Below are 16821 nucleotides of genomic sequence, written 5' to 3'. Positions count from 1 at the left end.
CAAGGGCCGCCGTCCCTTGTCCTGCGCCGCGCCGCCGGGGCGGGTCAGCGCATCGCGGTGTCCTCCCCGGCGGTGAGCCGCGCGATCGGGGCGGGCGGGGCCGCGGCCGGAAGGTCGACCCGGAGCAGCGCGCCACCGCGTGCGGAGCGGGCGACGGTGGCCCGGCCGCCGTGGGCGTCGACGACCCGCTGCACGATCGACAGCCCCAGACCGGATCCCGGCAACGCCCGGGCGCTATCGGCACGGTAGAACCGGTCGAACACCCGCGGTACGTCGGCGGCGTCGATGCCCGGCCCGGCGTCGTCGACCTCGAGCACCGCCGACGCGCCCTCGGCACGGAGCCGGACCTGGACCGGCTGGTCCGCGGGGGACCACTTGCCGGCGTTGTCGATGAGGTTGAGCACCGCTCGCTCGAGCGCAGCGGGACGCCCGCTCACCCACACAGAGGTCACGTCGAGCGCGACCTCGATGTCGGGCACGCGGGAACGCGCCCGGGTCGCGGCGGCGACCACCACGTCGGCGAGGTCGAGCACCTCGGTGCTCTCGTCGCTGACGTCACCGCGCGCCAGGTCGGTCAGCTCGGCGACAAGGGTGCTCAACTCGGCCACCTGGGCGCCGAGATCGTTGAGCATCCGGGTCCGGCTCTCCGCCGGCAGTGCGCTGTCCAGGGTGCCGCGCCGATCGAGCCGGATCAGCAGCTCGACGTTGAGGCGCAAGCTGGTGAGCGGGGTCTTGAGCTCGTGGGCGGCGTCCTCGGCGAGCAGCCGCTGTGCCCGCCGGGAGTCCCGGAGCGCGGCGAGCATGTCGTTGATCGACTGGATCAGCCGCCGGATCTCCCCACCGCCCTCATCCGGGATGTCGGCGTCGAGATCCCGGGTGTGCGCGACACGTACCGCGGCGGCGGTCAGCCGGTCGATCGGTGCCAGCCCGGTCCGCGCCACGGTCCGCCCGACAAGGGCGCCGCCGACCACGCAGAGCAGCCCGATCAGCAGCATTCCCAACCCGAACTGGTTGATCGGGCCGTCGTCGACGACGCGGGCCACCTGGACCGCGCCGTCGCCCGCCCGCAGCGTGTAGATGAGGTAGCCGTCCTCGTCGCTGTCGTTCGACTCCATCAGGTCGGCCGACGCGCCCTGCGCCACGCGCCCGGCGTGCTCGCTGACCGGGGGCAGCGAGGGTTGGCCGACCGGCGTCCGGATCGAGCCGTCGGGCAGGATGACCCGCACCAGCCGACCGGATCCGGGATACGGCGGTAGCTGGACCTGCGCCAGACCGGCGCGCTCCGCGTTCGTCGCCAGGACGCGGGAGTCGGCGCGCAGCTGATTCTCGGCGGTGTCCTGCAGCTCCCAGTCCAGTAGCTCGCTGGCCACCTGGAAGGCCACGAACACGCTGACCGCGATGGCCGTCGCCGCGATCACCGTCAGCCTGGTCCGCAGGGACCGCCGGCGCCACCATCGGGTCAGCCGGCGCGGTTCCCGGCCGGCGGGCCTGCTCACGGAGGAGTCTCCCGCAACGTGTATCCCAGGCCGCGCAGCGTGTAGATCAATCGCGGCTCACCCTCGGCCTCCATCTTGCGGCGCAGGTAGCTCACGTATACCTGGAGGTTGTTGGCGGTGGAGCTCATGCCGAAGCCCCAGATCGCCTCGAACAGCGCGTCGCGGGTCAAGACCCGGGTCGCGTTGCGCACGAGGACCTGCAGGAGGGAGAACTCGGTCCGGGTCAGACGCAGCGGCCGCCCGCCCCGCCACGCCTCGAACCTGTCGGGATCGAGCCGGACGTCGGCGAACGACAGGATCTGCGACTCCTCGTCGGTCGGCGTGCGCCGGCGCAGCAGGGCCCGCACCCGGGCCAGCAACTCCTCGGTGGCGAACGGCTTGGGCAGGTAGTCGTCGGCGCCCGCGTCCAGCCCCGCGACCCGGTCGGAGACCTGGTCACGGGCGGTCAGCATCAGCACCGGCAGATCCCAGCCCGCGGCCCGCAACCGCCGACAGGTCTCCAACCCGCCGAGGCGGGGCATCATCACGTCGAGGAGCAGCAGATCCAGCGTGTCACCGCTGGCCCCACCGACCCCGTCGAGCACGGCGAGACCGTTGGCGACGGTGCTGGTGTCGTAACCCTCGACTTGGAGCACCCGCTCCAGCGACTCACGGATGGACACGTCATCATCCGCAATCATGATCCGCACGTCGGCCCGCCCACTTCCAGTCGATGTTTTTGCCGCTCATTGTCCCCGATCAACCTGAGGCCAGGATTAGAGCGTCGCTGGGGACCGTGCTCTTACGGATACCTATAGATCTTGAACGGGTGATGTCGTCCAAGGCTGCTTGATGGCTGCGTGGTCGATGCGCTACTTGAATGGGTGTGAGGTACGCGCAAGGGGGTGGGCTGACCGACAGGGAGCGGGCGGCCCGGGAACGGATCCGGCTGGAGGCCGGGCAGACGAATGCTCGGATCGCGGCGGACCTTCGGGTTTCGGTGCGGTCCGTCGAGCGGTGGCGGGAGCAGCGTGAGGCCGGTCTCGTGTCGAAGGGCTCACCAGGTCGGCCGCGGCTGTCGGATGTGCAGATCGCCCGTTTGGAGCGGGAGTTGGCCCGGGGACCGCTGGTTCACGGCTGGCCGGACCAGCGGTGGACACTGGCCCGGGTCAAGACGGTGATCAGCCGGTTGTTCCACGTGACGTACACGGTCGAGGGGACGTGGAAGCTCCTGCGGCGGCACGGCTGGTCCTGGCAGCAGCCCGCCCGCAGGGCCACCGAGCGCAACGAGGGGGCGGTCGAGGTCTGGAAGAAGGAGACCTGGCCGGAGGTAAAAGGATGGCGGCGGCCTCCGGCGCCTGGATCCTCTTCGAGGACGAGTCCGGGCAGTCGATGAGGCCGCCTCGCGCGAAAACCTGGGCGCCCCGGGGCGCCACTCCCGTGGTGAAGGTCCGCTGCGGCGGAACGGGCAGGATCCACGTCGCCGGCATGGTCTGCTACAAACCGGGCCGGCGGTCCCGCTTCTTCCACCACATCCGCACCCACCGTGGCCGCAGAGGCGAGCCGAAGAGCCTCACCTGGCGCGACTACCGCGGCCTGATCCGCAGGGCCCACCAGCAGCTCGGCGGCCCGATCATCCTGATCTGGGACAACCTGCCCACCCACTTCGTCCGCCCGTTACGGGAGTTCATCGAAACGGCCGACTGGCTGACCGTGGTCAACTGCCGCCCTACGCACCCGACCTCAACCCGCAAGAAGGCACCTGGTCCCTCCTGAAGCGTGATCTCGGCAATCTCGCCGCCCAGACCTCCGACGAACTCCTCCGCGAGGTGAAGAGCAAACTGAAATCGCTCCAGTACCGGCCCGATGTCATCGACGGATGCCTCGCCGGGACCGGCCTCACGCTCGATCCACTCTGACCGACAACACCAGTTAAAGATCAGTACGTGGGCTGCCGGTTCGCACCGCGGTGGACGATCTACACGATGTGCTCCGCGAAATCGCGTCTACGCGCGGACGCATGCATGCCGTGCGGGCACTGCGCCAGAGGCTTCCTGTGCTTTCGCCTGCGGAGGCCATCGAGTATGTGAGCGCGTTACTGGGGGTTGATGCGCCCGCGCGCCTCGTGGCCGTCGCCACCAGGGAACTCGTGGAGCCTCTCAACCCGGTACTTGCGGTGAAGACCGTTCTGAGCGGGGCGGTGATCCGAGCCGGTCAGAGACCCGAGGGATGGCTGGAAAGCCAGTCGGCATGCCGATCGCGCATCTGGTCCCGCTCGTCGGGTGTGGCAAGGAAGACGTCGGCGCCACCGTCGTAGGGGTGGTGGATGCGCTGCATGCGGGTGTCGGTGATGAGGATTCCCGCCACCTTGTCGTCGGCGGTATCTCGGAGCAAGTCGTCGAGACAGCCGCGCTGCCAGGGCTGGCAGGCGGCAAAGAGGTGGCAGTACGTGCGGAACTCAGGGGCAGGATCGTCCTCCACCAGCAGGCTCTGCCCATACCCCGCTCCGGGTTCCACTGACGGAACCTCGACCTCGGTCGTCCAGAGCGGAGTGATGACATACACCTCCGCACCAGCGAACTCATCGAGGACGGTGTTGTAACGCTCCAGGACGATGGTGTACTCGCTCTCGTCCTCCGCATACCGCTTCGACTCCGGCAGGCTGTGAAAACGTACCCAGACATCCCGATACGGGTCCCGGAGCTTGTACCCGACTGGAGGGCAACTGGGCCAACGCTGCTGCCACAGCTCCGTCAGATCTGTCTGCCCGTCTCCATACACCCGCCGCACTCGTCCTCTCCCATGTGAACCTACCGACGACCATGATGTCGGGGCTCACCCACGCGAGAAACCGACTTCTTGGGGGCCGGCTCCGGAAGTCCTTCGGGGGTGACCTGAGGTCGGGTTCGGCGGCACCGGCATTACCACGTCGGGCCTCACCTCAGGGCGGTTTCAAGTTCCCGAAGGGTGCAGGCTGTCGGTGATGCCCATAATCCATGCGGTGTGTTCGGGTAGGTCCCGGATCGCCCGGGTGGTCTTGGCGATGTTCGTCGCGCCGAGCAGTCGCAGGCGTCCGATCGCCAGGTTCCGAAGCGATGCCATGGCCCGTGGTGCGGTGCCGGTGTGGACGGTGGAGGCGTCCTCGGCGAAGGTCCGGTCCCTCACATGGTGGCTGGAGTTTTCCACTGCCCAGTGTCCGCGAACGTATCCGGCCAGGTCAGCCGGGGTGGCCTGGTGGACATCCAGGCTGGTGACGGCGTAGACGGTCTCGTGTGACTGTTTGCGCCCGGTCTCCTGGCGGCGGCGGTGCACCCGCAGCGCCTGCCGGCCGTAGGGGAAGGCAGGCCCACCCGTGGACGCGGCGAGGGTGAGCGTCTTGAGCGAGCGGGATTCCCGTCGGCCGTGTCCGGACTGCGAGGCGGTGTGGGCGATGGGTGCCTCGTCCTATGGCAGGTTGGTCAGCTGCGCGAACGCGGTCGGCTGGTTGCCCTTGATGACCGCGAGGTAGTGGGCGTTCTTGTCCTGTGCCGGCCAGCGGATCTGGTCCTTGACGCTGTGCATCGCATCGAAGGTGATCACGGCCCCGGTCAGGTCCAGCGACTCAAGCAGCGGGCGGAACGCGGCCGTCTCGTTCGTCTTGGCGCCGACCTCCCGCTGGGCGAGGGTGATCGTGGCAGGGGCATGGCTGATGGCCGGCAGCAGGTGCCGGTGGCGCTGGAGCAGGTGCGCGGAGCCGGCCGGCGCCTTGCCGTCCACCGCGATCGCCCGCCCGGGCGCGGCCGCGGCCTGCACGTCGCCGCGGTCGTGTTCGGCCAGGTAGGCGCCCACGGCCGTGTCCAGGGCGTCGCCGTCGACGGCGGCCAGGATCCGGGTGAGGGTGGGGTGAGAAGGGGCACGGTAGCGGCCGGGCAGGCGGCGGCGCACCCCCATCCGTGCCGGCAGGCCGGCGGCGGCGCGCTGGCCCCACTCGGTGATCTCCTCGATGGTCCGTGCGCGGAGACCACCGCGCACGAGCAGATCAGCAGCACGCTGACCAGGGGATACCAGCGGCCGCGGCGCGAGCGCGGGTCAGGGGCGCGCTCGAGATGGGCGCGCAGACGCCCGATGCCGCTCGTCGGGCGGACCCGGTTCGGTCAGGACGGCAAGGATGGACGGAGATGAGCGGGCAGGCACGGGACCTCTTCGTGATCAGCCGGCTTCGACACCAACATGATCGCTGGCTCCGTGCCTGTTCTGCTGCGGCGTCAACTCCCGCCGCACAGCGACGGTGGACCGGGCGTTCTGACGTCGGCCGTTCGCCCCCTGTCAGGTCTTGCTCCGCGCCCGCCGGCGCCGGCCTGGCGGCCGTCCGGGCCGGCGGACGGGGCGACGTCACGCAGGGACGCCGAGCGGCGGGTGCTCGAGCACGCGGGGCTTGTACTCGACCAGCTGGATGCGGCCGTCGAAGGTGCGGTGCTCGATCATCTCGAGGGCAACGTCCGGATAGCCGTCGTAGATGCGTTCTTCGCCCGTGGCCCCGGTGATCACCGGGAACATCACGACCCGGAAGCGGTCGACGAGTCCGGCTCGTAGCAGGGACCGGCACAGGCTGAGGCTGCCGATCGTGCTGAGGAGCCCCGAGCCACTCGACTTCATGGCGCGGACCGTCTCGACGGCGTCGTCGCGGATGAGCGTGGAGTTGGCCCACGTCAGTGGCTCCTCGAGTGAGGAGGAGAACACCACCTTGGACGCTTGCGTGAGCTCGTCGACGGACGCCTCTTCTTCGGGCCTGAACTCGTCTTGGCCATTGGGGACCTCGCCTGCGGCGAAGCCCGACATCAGGCGGTAGGTGTTCGCTCCCATCAGGTAGGTGGCCTCGGGCTGCTCACCGAGCCATGCGAGGTATTCCGGGCCCTCGAGGCCCCAGAACCCGGGCCATCCCTCTCCCGATGCGTGGCCGTCGAGGGAGGTGATGAAGTCGACGAGAAGCTCCGACATGGCGGTGTCCTTTCCTGGGGTGTCACGAGCTTGGACCGGCCGGGAGCCGCAAACTCATCGGCCGCGCTGTGGAGTGACGAGAAAACCCATGACGCTGCAGCCGATCAGGTCAGCGGAGCGCACTGCTTCGGAGGGCCTGGAGCCCTACATGATTGCAGTAGGCACGCAGTCGGGTAATGATCTCCGCGCGATGGGGAACGGCAGTTTGAGTTCTGCCAAAGCCCCGGTTCAGCCCCACCCGCGAACGACCCCGCCGATCCACGCAATTCCGGAACTTGAAGCCGCCTGGCCTCACCTGGCCGCAGTGACGTCTCCTCCGATGTCGTCGGCGGCCGCCGCGGAGAGCAGGGCCGCCATCAGCTGCGGGAAGCGGGTGTCGAGGTCTGTGCGGCGCAGTCGGACGAAGCAGCGGGTGCCTTCCTGGCGGGTCTGGGTGACGCCCGCGTCCCGCAGGACTTTCAGGTGGTGGCTCAAGGTGGATTTGGCGACTGGTGCCCGCAGTTCCCCCCAGCCACGCTCCTGACCATCAGCCAGCAGCCGCACGAGCCCGAGCCGGATCGGGTCACTGAGCGCGGCCAGCACGCGGGGGAGGGTGATCTCGCTCGGGTCGGGGTGCTGCGGGTCTCTCATCCCCCCATGTTACCTTCATTTGATAATCGACGAACATCGAACATTGGGGTTGCCGTGCCCGCACCAGAGCCGACGAACAGCCACTTCGCCGACCAGGTCGTGATCGTGACCGGAGCGGGATCAGGGATCGGACGCGCTACCGCAGCCGCGTTCGCCAACGCGGGTGCTCGCGTTCTGGGGGTCGGCCGCCGACCGGACGCCCTCGCGGGGAGCGCCGCACAGCATCCCGCCATCGAGTCGTTTCCCATCGATGTCACCCAGGACGACGCCCCTGAGGCGATTGCCCAAGCCGCCCTCGACCGGTGGGCTCGTATCGACGTCCTGGTCAACAACGCCGGGGGGTTCGCCGCGATACCGCTGGCTCAGGCCACCGCGGCCGGCATCACCCAACTGCTGGCCGTCAACGTCCTCGCGCCCAGCCTGCTGGCGAGGGCGGCGCTGCCGCATCTGAAAGCCTCCCGCGGAGCGATCGTCAACGTCTCCAGCACCTTCGGGCACCGGCCTGCGGCCGGTGCCGGTCACTACGGCGCGTCCAAGGCCGCACTCGAACAACTGACCCGCAGCTGGGCGCTGGAACTGGCGCCCGACGGTATCCGGGTCAACGCAGTGGCCCCCGGGCCGACCGAAAGCGAGGCCCTGGTCGCCGCCGGTCTCCCGGACACGGTCATCGACCAGATCAAAGCAGGCGAGGCAGCACGCATCCCGCTCGGCCGCCGCGGTGACCCCACCGAGATCGCCGCATGGATCCAGCGGCTCGCGGACCCACACACCGCCTGGCTCACCGGGCAGGTCCTCACCATCGACGGCGGACTCGAACTGACCTGATTACTCAACGTCACCGACAAGGGCCAACGGAGAGGACCTGATCAAGGTGCCGCTGCAGGATACGGGGAAGGCGCCGGCCTCGTCAGCCACCACCCCCAAGGACCAGGCCGTCCACCTGCCATGTCCGTGCGCGTAGCTGTGCCCGTGAAGCCGAACGCCACCGAGCGCCACCGACCGAAGAAGACGGCCTACGGCCACAAGACCCCGCACCAGGCCCGGCAGCGTGCCACCGTCGTACCACTGGCGGCGCGCGGCCGGGGCAACGCCCGGATCGCCGCCGAAACCCGTCTGCACGTGGACACCGTGCGCACCTGGCGCCGCCGGTTCGCCGACGGCGGCCTGCCGGCCCTGGCCGACCGCAAACGCACCGGACGTACCGTCCGGCCGGGTTGCGGCGCCGCCGGTTTCCCGATGCTGCTGCCCGCCCCGCTCCGGCCGACAAGGCTGCGTTCCACTCTGGTGCGGCGTGTCCGGTTCAGTGCCAGCCCTCGGCAATGTGCCTGCCGGGCAAGGGCCGTGTCCGTTGCCTCGTTGTGTGGGGGTCGGCTGGTGTTCATGCGCTGGTGACCGGCCCTGTGGGAGGGTGCTGCCGATCCGCACGCCCCACCCTGGCTCCTGAAGGGACGCCCACCCTATGCGCCGGGGCGGGTGTCCCCATTTGCGTCAACCTGTTGACCAATTTCCCTCCTGTGTCAGCGGGTTTCGTGCGAGAAGCTTGATGTTCGTGGTGCCGTCGATGAGGGGGAATCTGGCATGAGTTTGCGCAAGCGGGTTGCGGTCGCGGCGGCGGCCGTCATGGTGTCTACGGGCCTGACGCTGGCAGGAGCATCAGCGGCCAATGCCGCGCCGGCGACTGCTGCGGGGAGCGTCGGCGTCCAGAGCCTGAAGTGGCAGGGGCCGTTCGGAAGCCACTCTTCCTGCATGACCGTTCAGAACGAGTTCCAGCGCTACTACGACATTACGATCCCGTGTAAGTACTTCGCGTCCTCCGGCTACTACTTCGAATACAACGATGGTCGGTAAGCTGGCACGCACGCCGTGATGCGGCGCTCTCCGGACCAGGCCTTCGCGGGCCTGGTCCGGAGAGCCACCGCCGGAGCGCCCGAAGTTCGACAAGCTGCGCGCGTACGCGCGGCCGGGGCAACACCGTGCACATCTCCGAGATGTTCCACCTGGCGCGCGACACCAGGCGCATCTCCACGTGCTCGACATCCTCCACCGCAACCGTCTCGCTCTGCGCATCCACAACGGCGTGTTCTCCACGATGGACTTCACCCCACGCCACCCGCGCACCGCAGAACTGCTGTCCATGGTGAAGTTCATGGTGCAGACTCTCGCGGTCGCCAGCGCGACCTGCAACAGGTGGCCTCGTTCACGGAAGCCGGTTCTGGCTCACATTCTGGGTTCTGGCTCACTTCCGGTGGCGACGGAGCGTGAGAGTTGAGCGGCGCTGCTTGCAGAGAGTGCGAACGGTGTTCTGATCTCGACAGCTCGAACGGATGGCAGCGCAACGAGGTTGCTGAGCTTGTCGCGCCAGACTCTCGCGGACAGACGCCGAGCCGATCAACCGGTACCGGAGAATGATCGCTACGGTGCGCGGACCTGCGGGTTCTGGTGGATGGCCTCTCCATCATCACGGTTACTTTCCGTCACCACTGGAAGTGATACAGAGCCGTTCATTTGACAGTCCCGCGAGGCGAAGGCCTCTGCCGGTCGGCCGGGTAGGCGGCATGGGGCGCGGGGAGCACCGCAGGCCGGATAAGCCCGGGAGGTTTCGTGCCGGATACGTCGACCGCTGAGGTTGGACTTGTGCATCGCACGAGGGCTCTGATCCCTGGTCTTGGCTACGAGACACTGAGCGCTTCCCTTCCGGTTTGGCGCGGGGGTTGGCGGTGGATCCGGTGACAGCAGCAGGTGAAGCTGCTGGTGGATGGCCTCGGTACTGGCAGAGTCGCGTATCAAACCGTCGCGTATTCCCCGCCTCGGCTTGGCTTCCTGTGACTTTCCGTGACTGCCGCATCCCTTGGAATGGGGAACTCGCGACACTCGAACACGCGACTCTGCCGGTCTCAACCCCCGTACGCCACTTCAGCGGAGGCAACCGCCTCGGCTGGTTGCAGTTGAGTCGAGGGCTGGTGCGATGCCGTTGAGCTGCTCGTTTCCAGCCCCGCCGCATCGAACTGTGTATGCGGTTCTCCCGTACACGGCTCTCCGACATCCTTCGCCGTCGGCGTTCGGAGAGTCCACCAGGACCGGAAGAGCCTGGGCGCGATGACAGCTCCGTTGAAGTTGATCGGCCCATGCCGGCTGGCATCTTGATGCGCCACCCGCATACGGACGGCCAGGGACAGAAGCCCGCTGACCAGCCATTTTCCCTCTTCTGATGGCATCCGCGCACCGTGCGCCGGCCCGGCTTCGTTTGACATACATAGCAAGCTATGGAGTAATCGGCGGTAAGGAAGCCACACCGGAGGTTGATCATGACTATGAAGCCCGAAGACCCCTCCAGCCCGCCGGTCCGGCGGCTGCCACGGGAGGCGTCACTGGGATACCAGGTCAACCATCTCGCGCGGCTTCTGGAGCGGGCCCTGCGGCTGCGCATCGAGGAGTACGGAGTCGTTCCCGGGCAGTTCGCCCCGCTGCTCGCGCTGTACGAGCAGGAGGGGTTCACCCAGCGGGAGCTGTGCGAGCGCGTCCAAATCGAGCAGCCGACCATGGCCAACACCCTGCAGAGGATGGAGCGCGACGGACTGATCCACCGCGTTCCCGATCCGCACGACAAACGCCAGGCGAAGGTGCTGCTGAGCGATCGGGCCCGCGAACTCCGTGAGCCCCTGATCGCCGCCGCCCGCGACGTCAACAGCCTTGCAACCCGCGGTCTGGATGCGGCGGAGGTCGCGCAACTGCTGAGCTTGATCGCGCAGTCCATCGAGAATCTGGCATCCGCCGGGCGCTCCTGAACCCAAGACCTGAACCCAGGAAGGGAAAGCCCATGAAGACCCGAGTGCACGCTGTTGCCGGGGTTCTGGCCCTGGCACTGATCAGTCTCTTCTTCACGGCGTCGGCCGTGGTCGAAATCTTCGGCGACGATGCCGCTGTACGGGCCGTCAAGACCGCGGTGGTCTTCGCGCTGTTCGTACTGGTGCCGTGCATGGCGATCACCGGCGCCACCGGTCGGAGCCTGGGCGCACCGCGCCGCCGTGCTCCCCTGATCCGCCGCAAACAGCGGCGTATGGTGGCCGCCGCGGCGATCGGGCTGCTGATCCTCGTTCCGTGCGCCATAACCCTGCGGATCTTCGCCGACGACGGCCGCTTCGACACGACGTTCGCGGTCGTCCAGGCCATCGAATTCCTCGGCGGCGCCGTCAACATCACGCTCCTGGGTCTCAGCGCACGCGACGGCAGGCTTCTCACCGCGGCCGCCCGGCGACGCAAACGGCAGGCCGCGACCGTCGCAGTGCAGCCGTAGCCCACACAGCCGTACCGGATCCGGACGGCCCCCCTCCCGTAGCAGCCTCCGAAGGAGGCACTAAGAGCTCCTAACGCAATGCGGTGCGGAGGCGGCGCCAGCAGATCAGCGCGCAGCCAAGGCGCATGAGGGCTTCGTGGATGTCGTCCCGGATTTCCCAGCGGATCCGCAGGCGGCGGAAGCCGTGTAGCAGGGCGATGGTCTGCTCGACCACCCACCGCCGGGCGCCCAGCCCGGAGCCGTGCTCGACACCGCGGCGGGCGATGACCGGCTTGATGCCCTTGGCCCAGACTTGGCGGCGGTAGCAGTCGTGGTCGTAGCCGCGGTCGGCCAAGACCTCCCGCGGCCGCTGCCGGGGCCGGCCCCGCTTGCCGCGGATCGGCGGAACAGCTGCCAGCAGGGGCATCAGCTGGGTGACGTCGCCCTCGGTTGCCGCCGGTCAGCGTCGCCGCGAGCGGAATGCCGGTGGCATCGCAGATCAGATGGTGTTTGGAGCCCGGCCGGCCCCGGTCGACCGGACTCCTGCCGGTTTTGGGCCGCCCTTGAGCGCCCGGATGTGAGAGCTGTCGATCACCGCCCGCGACAGGTCCAGGCGGTCGGCCGCCCGCAGCTCGGCCAGCAGCACCTCGTGCAGCCGCTGCCACACTCCAGCGTTGTTCCAGTCCCGCAGCCTGCGCCAGCAGGTCATGCCCGAGCCGAAGCCAAGTTCCTTGGGCAGCCACTCCCACCGAATGCCGGTGTAGAGCACGAACAGGATTCCGCACAACACGGTGCGGTCATCCAGCGCCTTCCGGCCCGGATGCCGGTGCCGGCGCTGCCGCACGGGCAGCAGCGGCTCGACCCGCGCCCACAACTCATCGTCAACCATCCACGGTTGAGGGTCACGCTTCCTCACACCCGAACAACCGAGCCACCTGCCCGAAGGACACGGCCCAACCTCATTGCGTTAGGAGCTCTAAGGGCTTCCCGTGACCCCCAGCGGGTCCCGCCGCCGACTGCAGCCACTCGCCGCGTTGTCGGATCGTCCGCGTACGTCGCATACGAGGACCACCCTCCGCTTTGCGATTGACCACATCCGACGCCGCTCGCTGATCCACGGGGGGTCGCGGGAAGGGCCTCAGCACGAGGCTTGCATATGGCGCTGTCATTCCGCTCCACCGCAGCGGGGACCTTGCCGGTAAACCCACCGTTCGGGCGTAATCAGTGAGCGTTTTCCAACCTCATGCTGATGCGGCGAGGTGGAGGGTGAGGACGGCCTGGACCAGGCCGGTGATCCGGGTGGTGCTGCAGCGGAGCTTGCGCAGCAGCCGCCGGGACTTGAGGGCGGCCACCGCCTGCTCGCCCAGGGCACGGATGGGGCGTGGGAGTGGTTGTGAACCTGCTGCCCGGCCGAGAGCTTCTCCCAGCGGCCCCAGTGGGGCACCCGTGTGGTGCCGCCGGCGCCTCGGTAGCCTTTATCGGCCCAGCAGACCGCGCCGGCCTCGGCCAGGGCGTTAATGATGCCGTGCGTGCGGGCGGCCCGGAGGTCGTGGACCGCTCCGGGCAGCGCCGGGGAGGCCCAGAGCAGTTTCCCGGACGGGTCGGCCAGGACCTGGACGTTCATGCCGTGCCGCTTGTGCTTGCCCGGGTAGTACGGCCGGTCGGCGGCGATCCGGTCGATCGGCAGCACGGTGCCGTCCAGAATCACAAAGGCCTTGGCGTCGGCCGTCTTCATGGCGTCGGCCAGGCCCGGGGCCAAGGCCGCCAGGATCTCGACGGTCTCACGGATGTAGCGGTGGACGGTGGCAACCCCGATCCGGAAGGCCGCGGCAAGCCGGGCGTAGGTGTCGCCGCAGCGCAGGTGGGCCAGGACCAGCAGCGCCTGGCGGTTGCTGGAGAGGCGGCGCCACCGGCAGCCGATGGCTCTGCGCCGCTCGGCCAGGTGACGGCTGAGGAACCGCAGGGCCGAACCGGACAGATCGATCGCCGATGGGCAGACAAGCACACGAAGCTCCTGGCCGGACAGGTTGATCTTGGTCGACAACCCATCTACCAGGAGCTTCGTCTGTTGCTACCGCCAGGGTCCGCCCCACCTTCAGCCCCAGGTTGAAAACGGCTCAGTGCGGGGCCACCCGTTTCGGGCTTTCGGTTTCCCAGCCGGTGACGACGAGGGCGTCTGGTCGTTCGGCACGATCGTGGACGACCGCGGGCGTGGCTGGCTGCAGTTCGAGAGCACCGGTGCCTGCGAGATCCAAGAGGGCTTCAGTGGCGCGCCGCTGTGGGATGAGCGCTTCAAGGGGGTGGTCGGCATGGTTGTCGCCACTGATGGGCGGTTTCTCCGGCCGGCAGCCTACGCCATCACCGCCGATGCTCTGTTCAAGGCTCATCCCGACCTGCGTCGTCTTGCTGAGTTGCCGTCGCCGTTCCGCGGGCTGGAGTCGTTCCGGGAGCAGGACGCCGCCCACTACTTCGGACGGGATGAGCAGGTCAAGGCACTGACCGAGGCGGTCACCACGTCGTCGGTCGTCCCGGTCATCGGGGTGTCCGGAGTCGGCAAGTCGTCACTCGTCCATGCCGGTCTCGTTCCCGAACTGCGCAAGCGCGGGGACTGCGGTATCGCCTCGTTGGTCCCGGATCCTGCCTCGGGAGCGGAGGTCATGCTCGCTGCTGCTCTGTTGCCGTTGCTCAGCGTGTCGATCGAGGTGGTCGACCCGCTCGACCCGCTCGACCGGCTCGAACAGGTGGAACGGCTTGCTGGGCGGCTGCGGGAGGGGGCGACTGCTGCGGTTGTCAGGGAACTGCTTGCCCGATCCGGAACAACTCAATTGGTCCTGATCATGGACTAGTTCGAGATGCTGTTCCGCTGCTCGCCGGACGCTGTCGACACCTTGGTCGAGCAAGTGGTGGGCATGACCGGATGGCGTGCCGTGGACGGTGGGCCGTTGGTGCGGCTGGTTTTCGCCCTGCGGCTGGACTTCCTGAAGGCCATGCGGCGCTTCCCGGTTCTGGAGCGCGCGTGCGAAGCGTCGCCGGTACTCATTGACCGCCTGGCCGGCAATCAGCTTCGTGATGTGGTGTTGTCTCCTGTGGCTCTGTTTCACGGGGCCGTACGTTTCGAGGAGCGGCTCGTCGAGCGGCTTCTGTCGGACGCGGGCCGCAGCCCCGGCGTGCTGCCCTTGCTTGAGTTCACCCTCACCCTGCTGTGGGAGCGGCAGCGCCATGGTGTTCTCGGGCATGCCGCCTACGAGGAGATCGGCCGCGTCGCGGGCGCCCTCGCGTCGCATGCCGAGCGGGTCCTCATCGGAGCGCACTCGGTACGTGGCAGCAAAGCCGCAGAGTTGTCGGCCGGCCTCGTGCAGCAGGCGCAGGGACAGGCAGCCTCTCACCGGGAGAAGGCCGCGCTGCTGTCCGTCGCGGCTTGGCGCACCGCACCCACCCAGCAGGCGCATGACAACCTGTTCGCTCGCTATCTGGTTGACGCCCCGTACGACGCCGTTCTGCCCGCCGACGGGGAGGTCGAGGAGACGGCGCTGGACGACTCCGGCCAGGTTGTCGCGGTACGCAACGGGGCAGGCCAGCTGTCGGTGTGGGATGTCGGGCCCGGCGGACCATCTTTGATGATCCGCAGGAACGACGTCTCGGCCGTCGCGGTCAGTCCCGACGGCACCCGGCTGGCTCTGGGGAGCGACGGCAACCGCATCAGGATCTGGGATGTGAGGAAAGGCAGGATCCTGCTGGCCCTGCGCGCCGCGGCGAGCACCAGGAGCACTGTTCAGACGGTGGACGAACTGCGCTTCGACCGCACAGGACGCCGCCTGCTGGCCCACCCTGCGCAGGACGATACGGCTCAGGTGTGGGATCTGGAGCGGCCCACCGCCCGGCCTGTCACGTTGGAACCGCTCCTTGAAGGCTCCCCTAACGGATTCGTCTTCGATGTGGACGGTAAGCACGTGGTGTCTTCCGGGCCGGGAAGCCAGGGTGTCTGGGACGCTCGCTCCGGCCGCCTGGTGGATGTCCCTGGCTTCAATGAACCCGAGTTCATCCCCGGCCCACGTCCGGTGACCGCGGCGTGTACCGGCGGCGAGTGGCGGCTGTCCGGCGTCGCTGCGGACAGGCCCGACCCTCATTTTTTCCAGGGCCTGCCGTGCAGCGCTGAAAGCCACCTGGCCGGCGCGCTGGTCGCGGTCTCGGATCAGATCGCGCTGACACATGAGGGCGAGGCAGTAGCCGTGCGGGACGCGGCTACCGGACAACGGCTTCTCGTCCTGGCCGAGGACGACACCAAGGGCCGCTACACCCGCTATGCCCTGGCCGGGGCGAGCCGCCGTGTGGCTCTCGCCCGCGGAACGGAGGTACTGGTTGCCACAGCTCCGGCACGCGGCTCGCTCCCGGCCGCCGACATCTTCGTCTGGGGCACCGCGGACACCGGTCAGCGCGACGAGGAGACCGCGCGCTTCTCTCCTTCCGGTCGCTACCTGGTGACGACAGGCGTCGGCGGCACGGTCGCCGTCTGGAACCCGGCAACCGGACGGCGGATCGCGGCCATCGGTAAGGGCGGGTATCAGACATCCGCGAGGCTTGCCTTCGACGCCGAGGAAAAGACGCTGGCCGTGAACGATGCCCCGACACAGTCGGTCACGCTCTACAGGCTGCCCTCCCTCAAGGTACTACGGTGGGTACGTGTCGATATGCCCTTCGGATCGGCACCCCAGGCCGCAGAGTCCCTTGACCTGGGCTTCAACCGGCACGGCCGGCTGATGGTGCTGGCGGGAGGCGCCGTCTCGCAGTGGGATGTCACAACCGGCCACAGGGCAGGTGAGGCGCTGCTGTTCCGGGAGGAGGCGGGAGTCGATCGGAGCCGGTACGCGACTACTTTCGCAGCCGACCCGGTGTCCGAGCGGATTGCCGTGGCGACTGCGGATCTGCGCGGTGTCGAGATCTGGGATCTGCGCGATCGACGGCGGGTCTCTGTGGTCAGACCCGGCTTTCGCGTTCCGCTCGCCGACCGGGAGGCTGTGCGGTTCAGCAACGACGGCCGGCGTCTGCTGCTGATCGGTAAAAACGGAAGCGCGGAGGTGTGGGATGCCGGGGGTGAGCGCCGTGAGATGGCTGTCCCGCCCGCCGACCGTGTCACAGCGTTTCTCTCTGATGGCGAGGAGACCGTCAGCGTAAGGAGGGGAGTGGTGGAGCGGTGGGGCCCTGAAGGACTCATGGCCCAAACCCGTATACCTGCGGCCGCTCATGTTCGGGCCGTTGTGCCCTCGCCCGACGGAAAACGCCTGTTGCTGAGCGTGCCGGTGAACATCACACAGGGGACGGAGTCGGCATCCGAGACGGTGGTTTTCCAGCTGAGACAGGCATCCGCCGAAGACTGGGTCGCCGAACTCTGCTCACGCGTCACACGCGATATCTCTCAGGAGGATCTGAACACTGTGCGGTATGGAGTGCTGGAACGGGTCTTCCTGT

12 protein-coding genes and 5 pseudogenes are annotated in these 16821 nt (G+C 68.3%); 9 read left to right on the top strand and 8 right to left on the bottom strand.

Annotation, left to right across the window (positions count from 1 at the left end; translation table 11 throughout):
* Window positions 1-44: 44 nt before the first annotated feature.
* Both V1L54_RS11300 and V1L54_RS11295 read right to left on the bottom strand, forming a co-directional pair.
* Window positions 45-1496 carry a HAMP domain-containing sensor histidine kinase gene (locus V1L54_RS11300; protein WP_330117806.1) on the bottom strand — a complete coding sequence of 484 codons (1452 nt, stop codon included), beginning with the start codon at window positions 1494-1496 and terminating at the stop codon, window positions 45-47.
* A complete protein-coding gene (locus tag V1L54_RS11295) occupies window positions 1493-2185 on the bottom strand; it encodes a response regulator transcription factor (RefSeq protein WP_330117805.1) in 693 nt (230 codons plus the stop codon). Before V1L54_RS11295 ends, V1L54_RS11300 begins: the two co-directional genes overlap by 4 nt.
* A gap of 176 nt (window positions 2186-2361) precedes the next feature.
* Between V1L54_RS11295 and V1L54_RS29460 the strand changes: the two are divergent.
* Window positions 2362-3394 (top strand): annotated as a pseudogene (locus V1L54_RS29460) (IS630 family transposase).
* 295 nt (window positions 3395-3689) lie between these two features.
* Here the strand turns inward: V1L54_RS29460 and V1L54_RS11280 are convergent.
* From V1L54_RS11280 to V1L54_RS11265, 4 genes and pseudogenes are all read right to left on the bottom strand, one after another.
* Window positions 3690-4265: a DUF3885 domain-containing protein gene (locus tag V1L54_RS11280; protein ID WP_330117803.1), complete on the bottom strand. Its 576-nt coding sequence runs from the start codon at window positions 4263-4265 to the stop codon at window positions 3690-3692.
* Between the two features lie 162 nt (window positions 4266-4427).
* Window positions 4428-5405: pseudogene (locus V1L54_RS11275) on the bottom strand (ISAs1 family transposase).
* A gap of 441 nt (window positions 5406-5846) precedes the next feature.
* Window positions 5847-6452: a dihydrofolate reductase family protein gene (locus tag V1L54_RS11270; RefSeq protein WP_330117802.1), complete on the bottom strand. Its 606-nt coding sequence runs from the start codon at window positions 6450-6452 to the stop codon at window positions 5847-5849.
* A 291-nt stretch (window positions 6453-6743) separates the two neighbouring features.
* Window positions 6744-7082 carry an ArsR/SmtB family transcription factor gene (locus V1L54_RS11265; RefSeq protein ID WP_330117801.1) on the bottom strand — a complete coding sequence of 113 codons (339 nt, stop codon included), beginning with the start codon at window positions 7080-7082 and terminating at the stop codon, window positions 6744-6746.
* A gap of 54 nt (window positions 7083-7136) precedes the next feature.
* Here V1L54_RS11265 and V1L54_RS11260 point away from each other — a divergent pair, with 54 nt between their 5' ends.
* From V1L54_RS11260 to V1L54_RS11235, 6 genes are all read left to right on the top strand, one after another.
* Window positions 7137-7907 carry an SDR family NAD(P)-dependent oxidoreductase gene (locus tag V1L54_RS11260; RefSeq protein WP_330117800.1) on the top strand — a complete coding sequence of 257 codons (771 nt, stop codon included), beginning with the start codon at window positions 7137-7139 and terminating at the stop codon, window positions 7905-7907.
* A gap of 126 nt (window positions 7908-8033) precedes the next feature.
* Complete coding sequence (locus tag V1L54_RS11255) at window positions 8034-8474, top strand: helix-turn-helix domain-containing protein (protein WP_330117799.1); 441 nt, start codon at window positions 8034-8036, stop codon at window positions 8472-8474.
* A gap of 186 nt (window positions 8475-8660) precedes the next feature.
* Window positions 8661-8930: a hypothetical protein gene (locus tag V1L54_RS11250; protein WP_330117798.1), complete on the top strand. Its 270-nt coding sequence runs from the start codon at window positions 8661-8663 to the stop codon at window positions 8928-8930.
* Window positions 8931-9108: 178 nt separating this feature from the next.
* Window positions 9109-9351 (top strand): hypothetical protein, encoded by a 243-nt coding sequence (locus V1L54_RS11245; RefSeq protein ID WP_330117797.1) that lies wholly within the window; start codon window positions 9109-9111, stop codon window positions 9349-9351.
* Window positions 9352-10387: 1036 nt separating this feature from the next.
* Window positions 10388-10867 (top strand): MarR family winged helix-turn-helix transcriptional regulator, encoded by a 480-nt coding sequence (locus V1L54_RS11240; protein WP_330117796.1) that lies wholly within the window; start codon window positions 10388-10390, stop codon window positions 10865-10867.
* A 32-nt stretch (window positions 10868-10899) separates the two neighbouring features.
* Window positions 10900-11376, top strand: a complete 477-nt coding sequence (locus V1L54_RS11235) for a hypothetical protein (protein WP_330117795.1) — start codon at window positions 10900-10902, stop codon at window positions 11374-11376.
* 70 nt (window positions 11377-11446) lie between these two features.
* On the opposite strand, the pseudogene V1L54_RS11230 reads toward V1L54_RS11235, so the two are convergent.
* Both V1L54_RS11230 and V1L54_RS11225 read right to left on the bottom strand, forming a co-directional pair.
* A pseudogene (locus V1L54_RS11230) lies at window positions 11447-12244 on the bottom strand (IS5 family transposase).
* 352 nt (window positions 12245-12596) lie between these two features.
* Window positions 12597-13360, bottom strand: a pseudogene (locus V1L54_RS11225) (transposase family protein).
* Between the two features lie 304 nt (window positions 13361-13664).
* Between V1L54_RS11225 and V1L54_RS11220 the strand changes: the two are divergent.
* A pseudogene (locus V1L54_RS11220) lies at window positions 13665-14768 on the top strand (nSTAND1 domain-containing NTPase); the annotation flags it as partial.
* Between the two features lie 204 nt (window positions 14769-14972).
* Window positions 14973-16821: WD40 repeat domain-containing protein (locus tag V1L54_RS11215; RefSeq protein ID WP_330117976.1), on the top strand; the 1849-nt coding region annotated here is incomplete at its 3' end.

It is taken from the genome of Streptomyces rubellus (genome assembly GCF_036323805.1).
Classification (GTDB): domain Bacteria; phylum Actinomycetota; class Actinomycetes; order Streptomycetales; family Streptomycetaceae; genus Streptomyces.
Note: the sequence above shows the minus strand (reverse complement) of the source record. Positions and strands in the feature narration are given on the sequence as shown.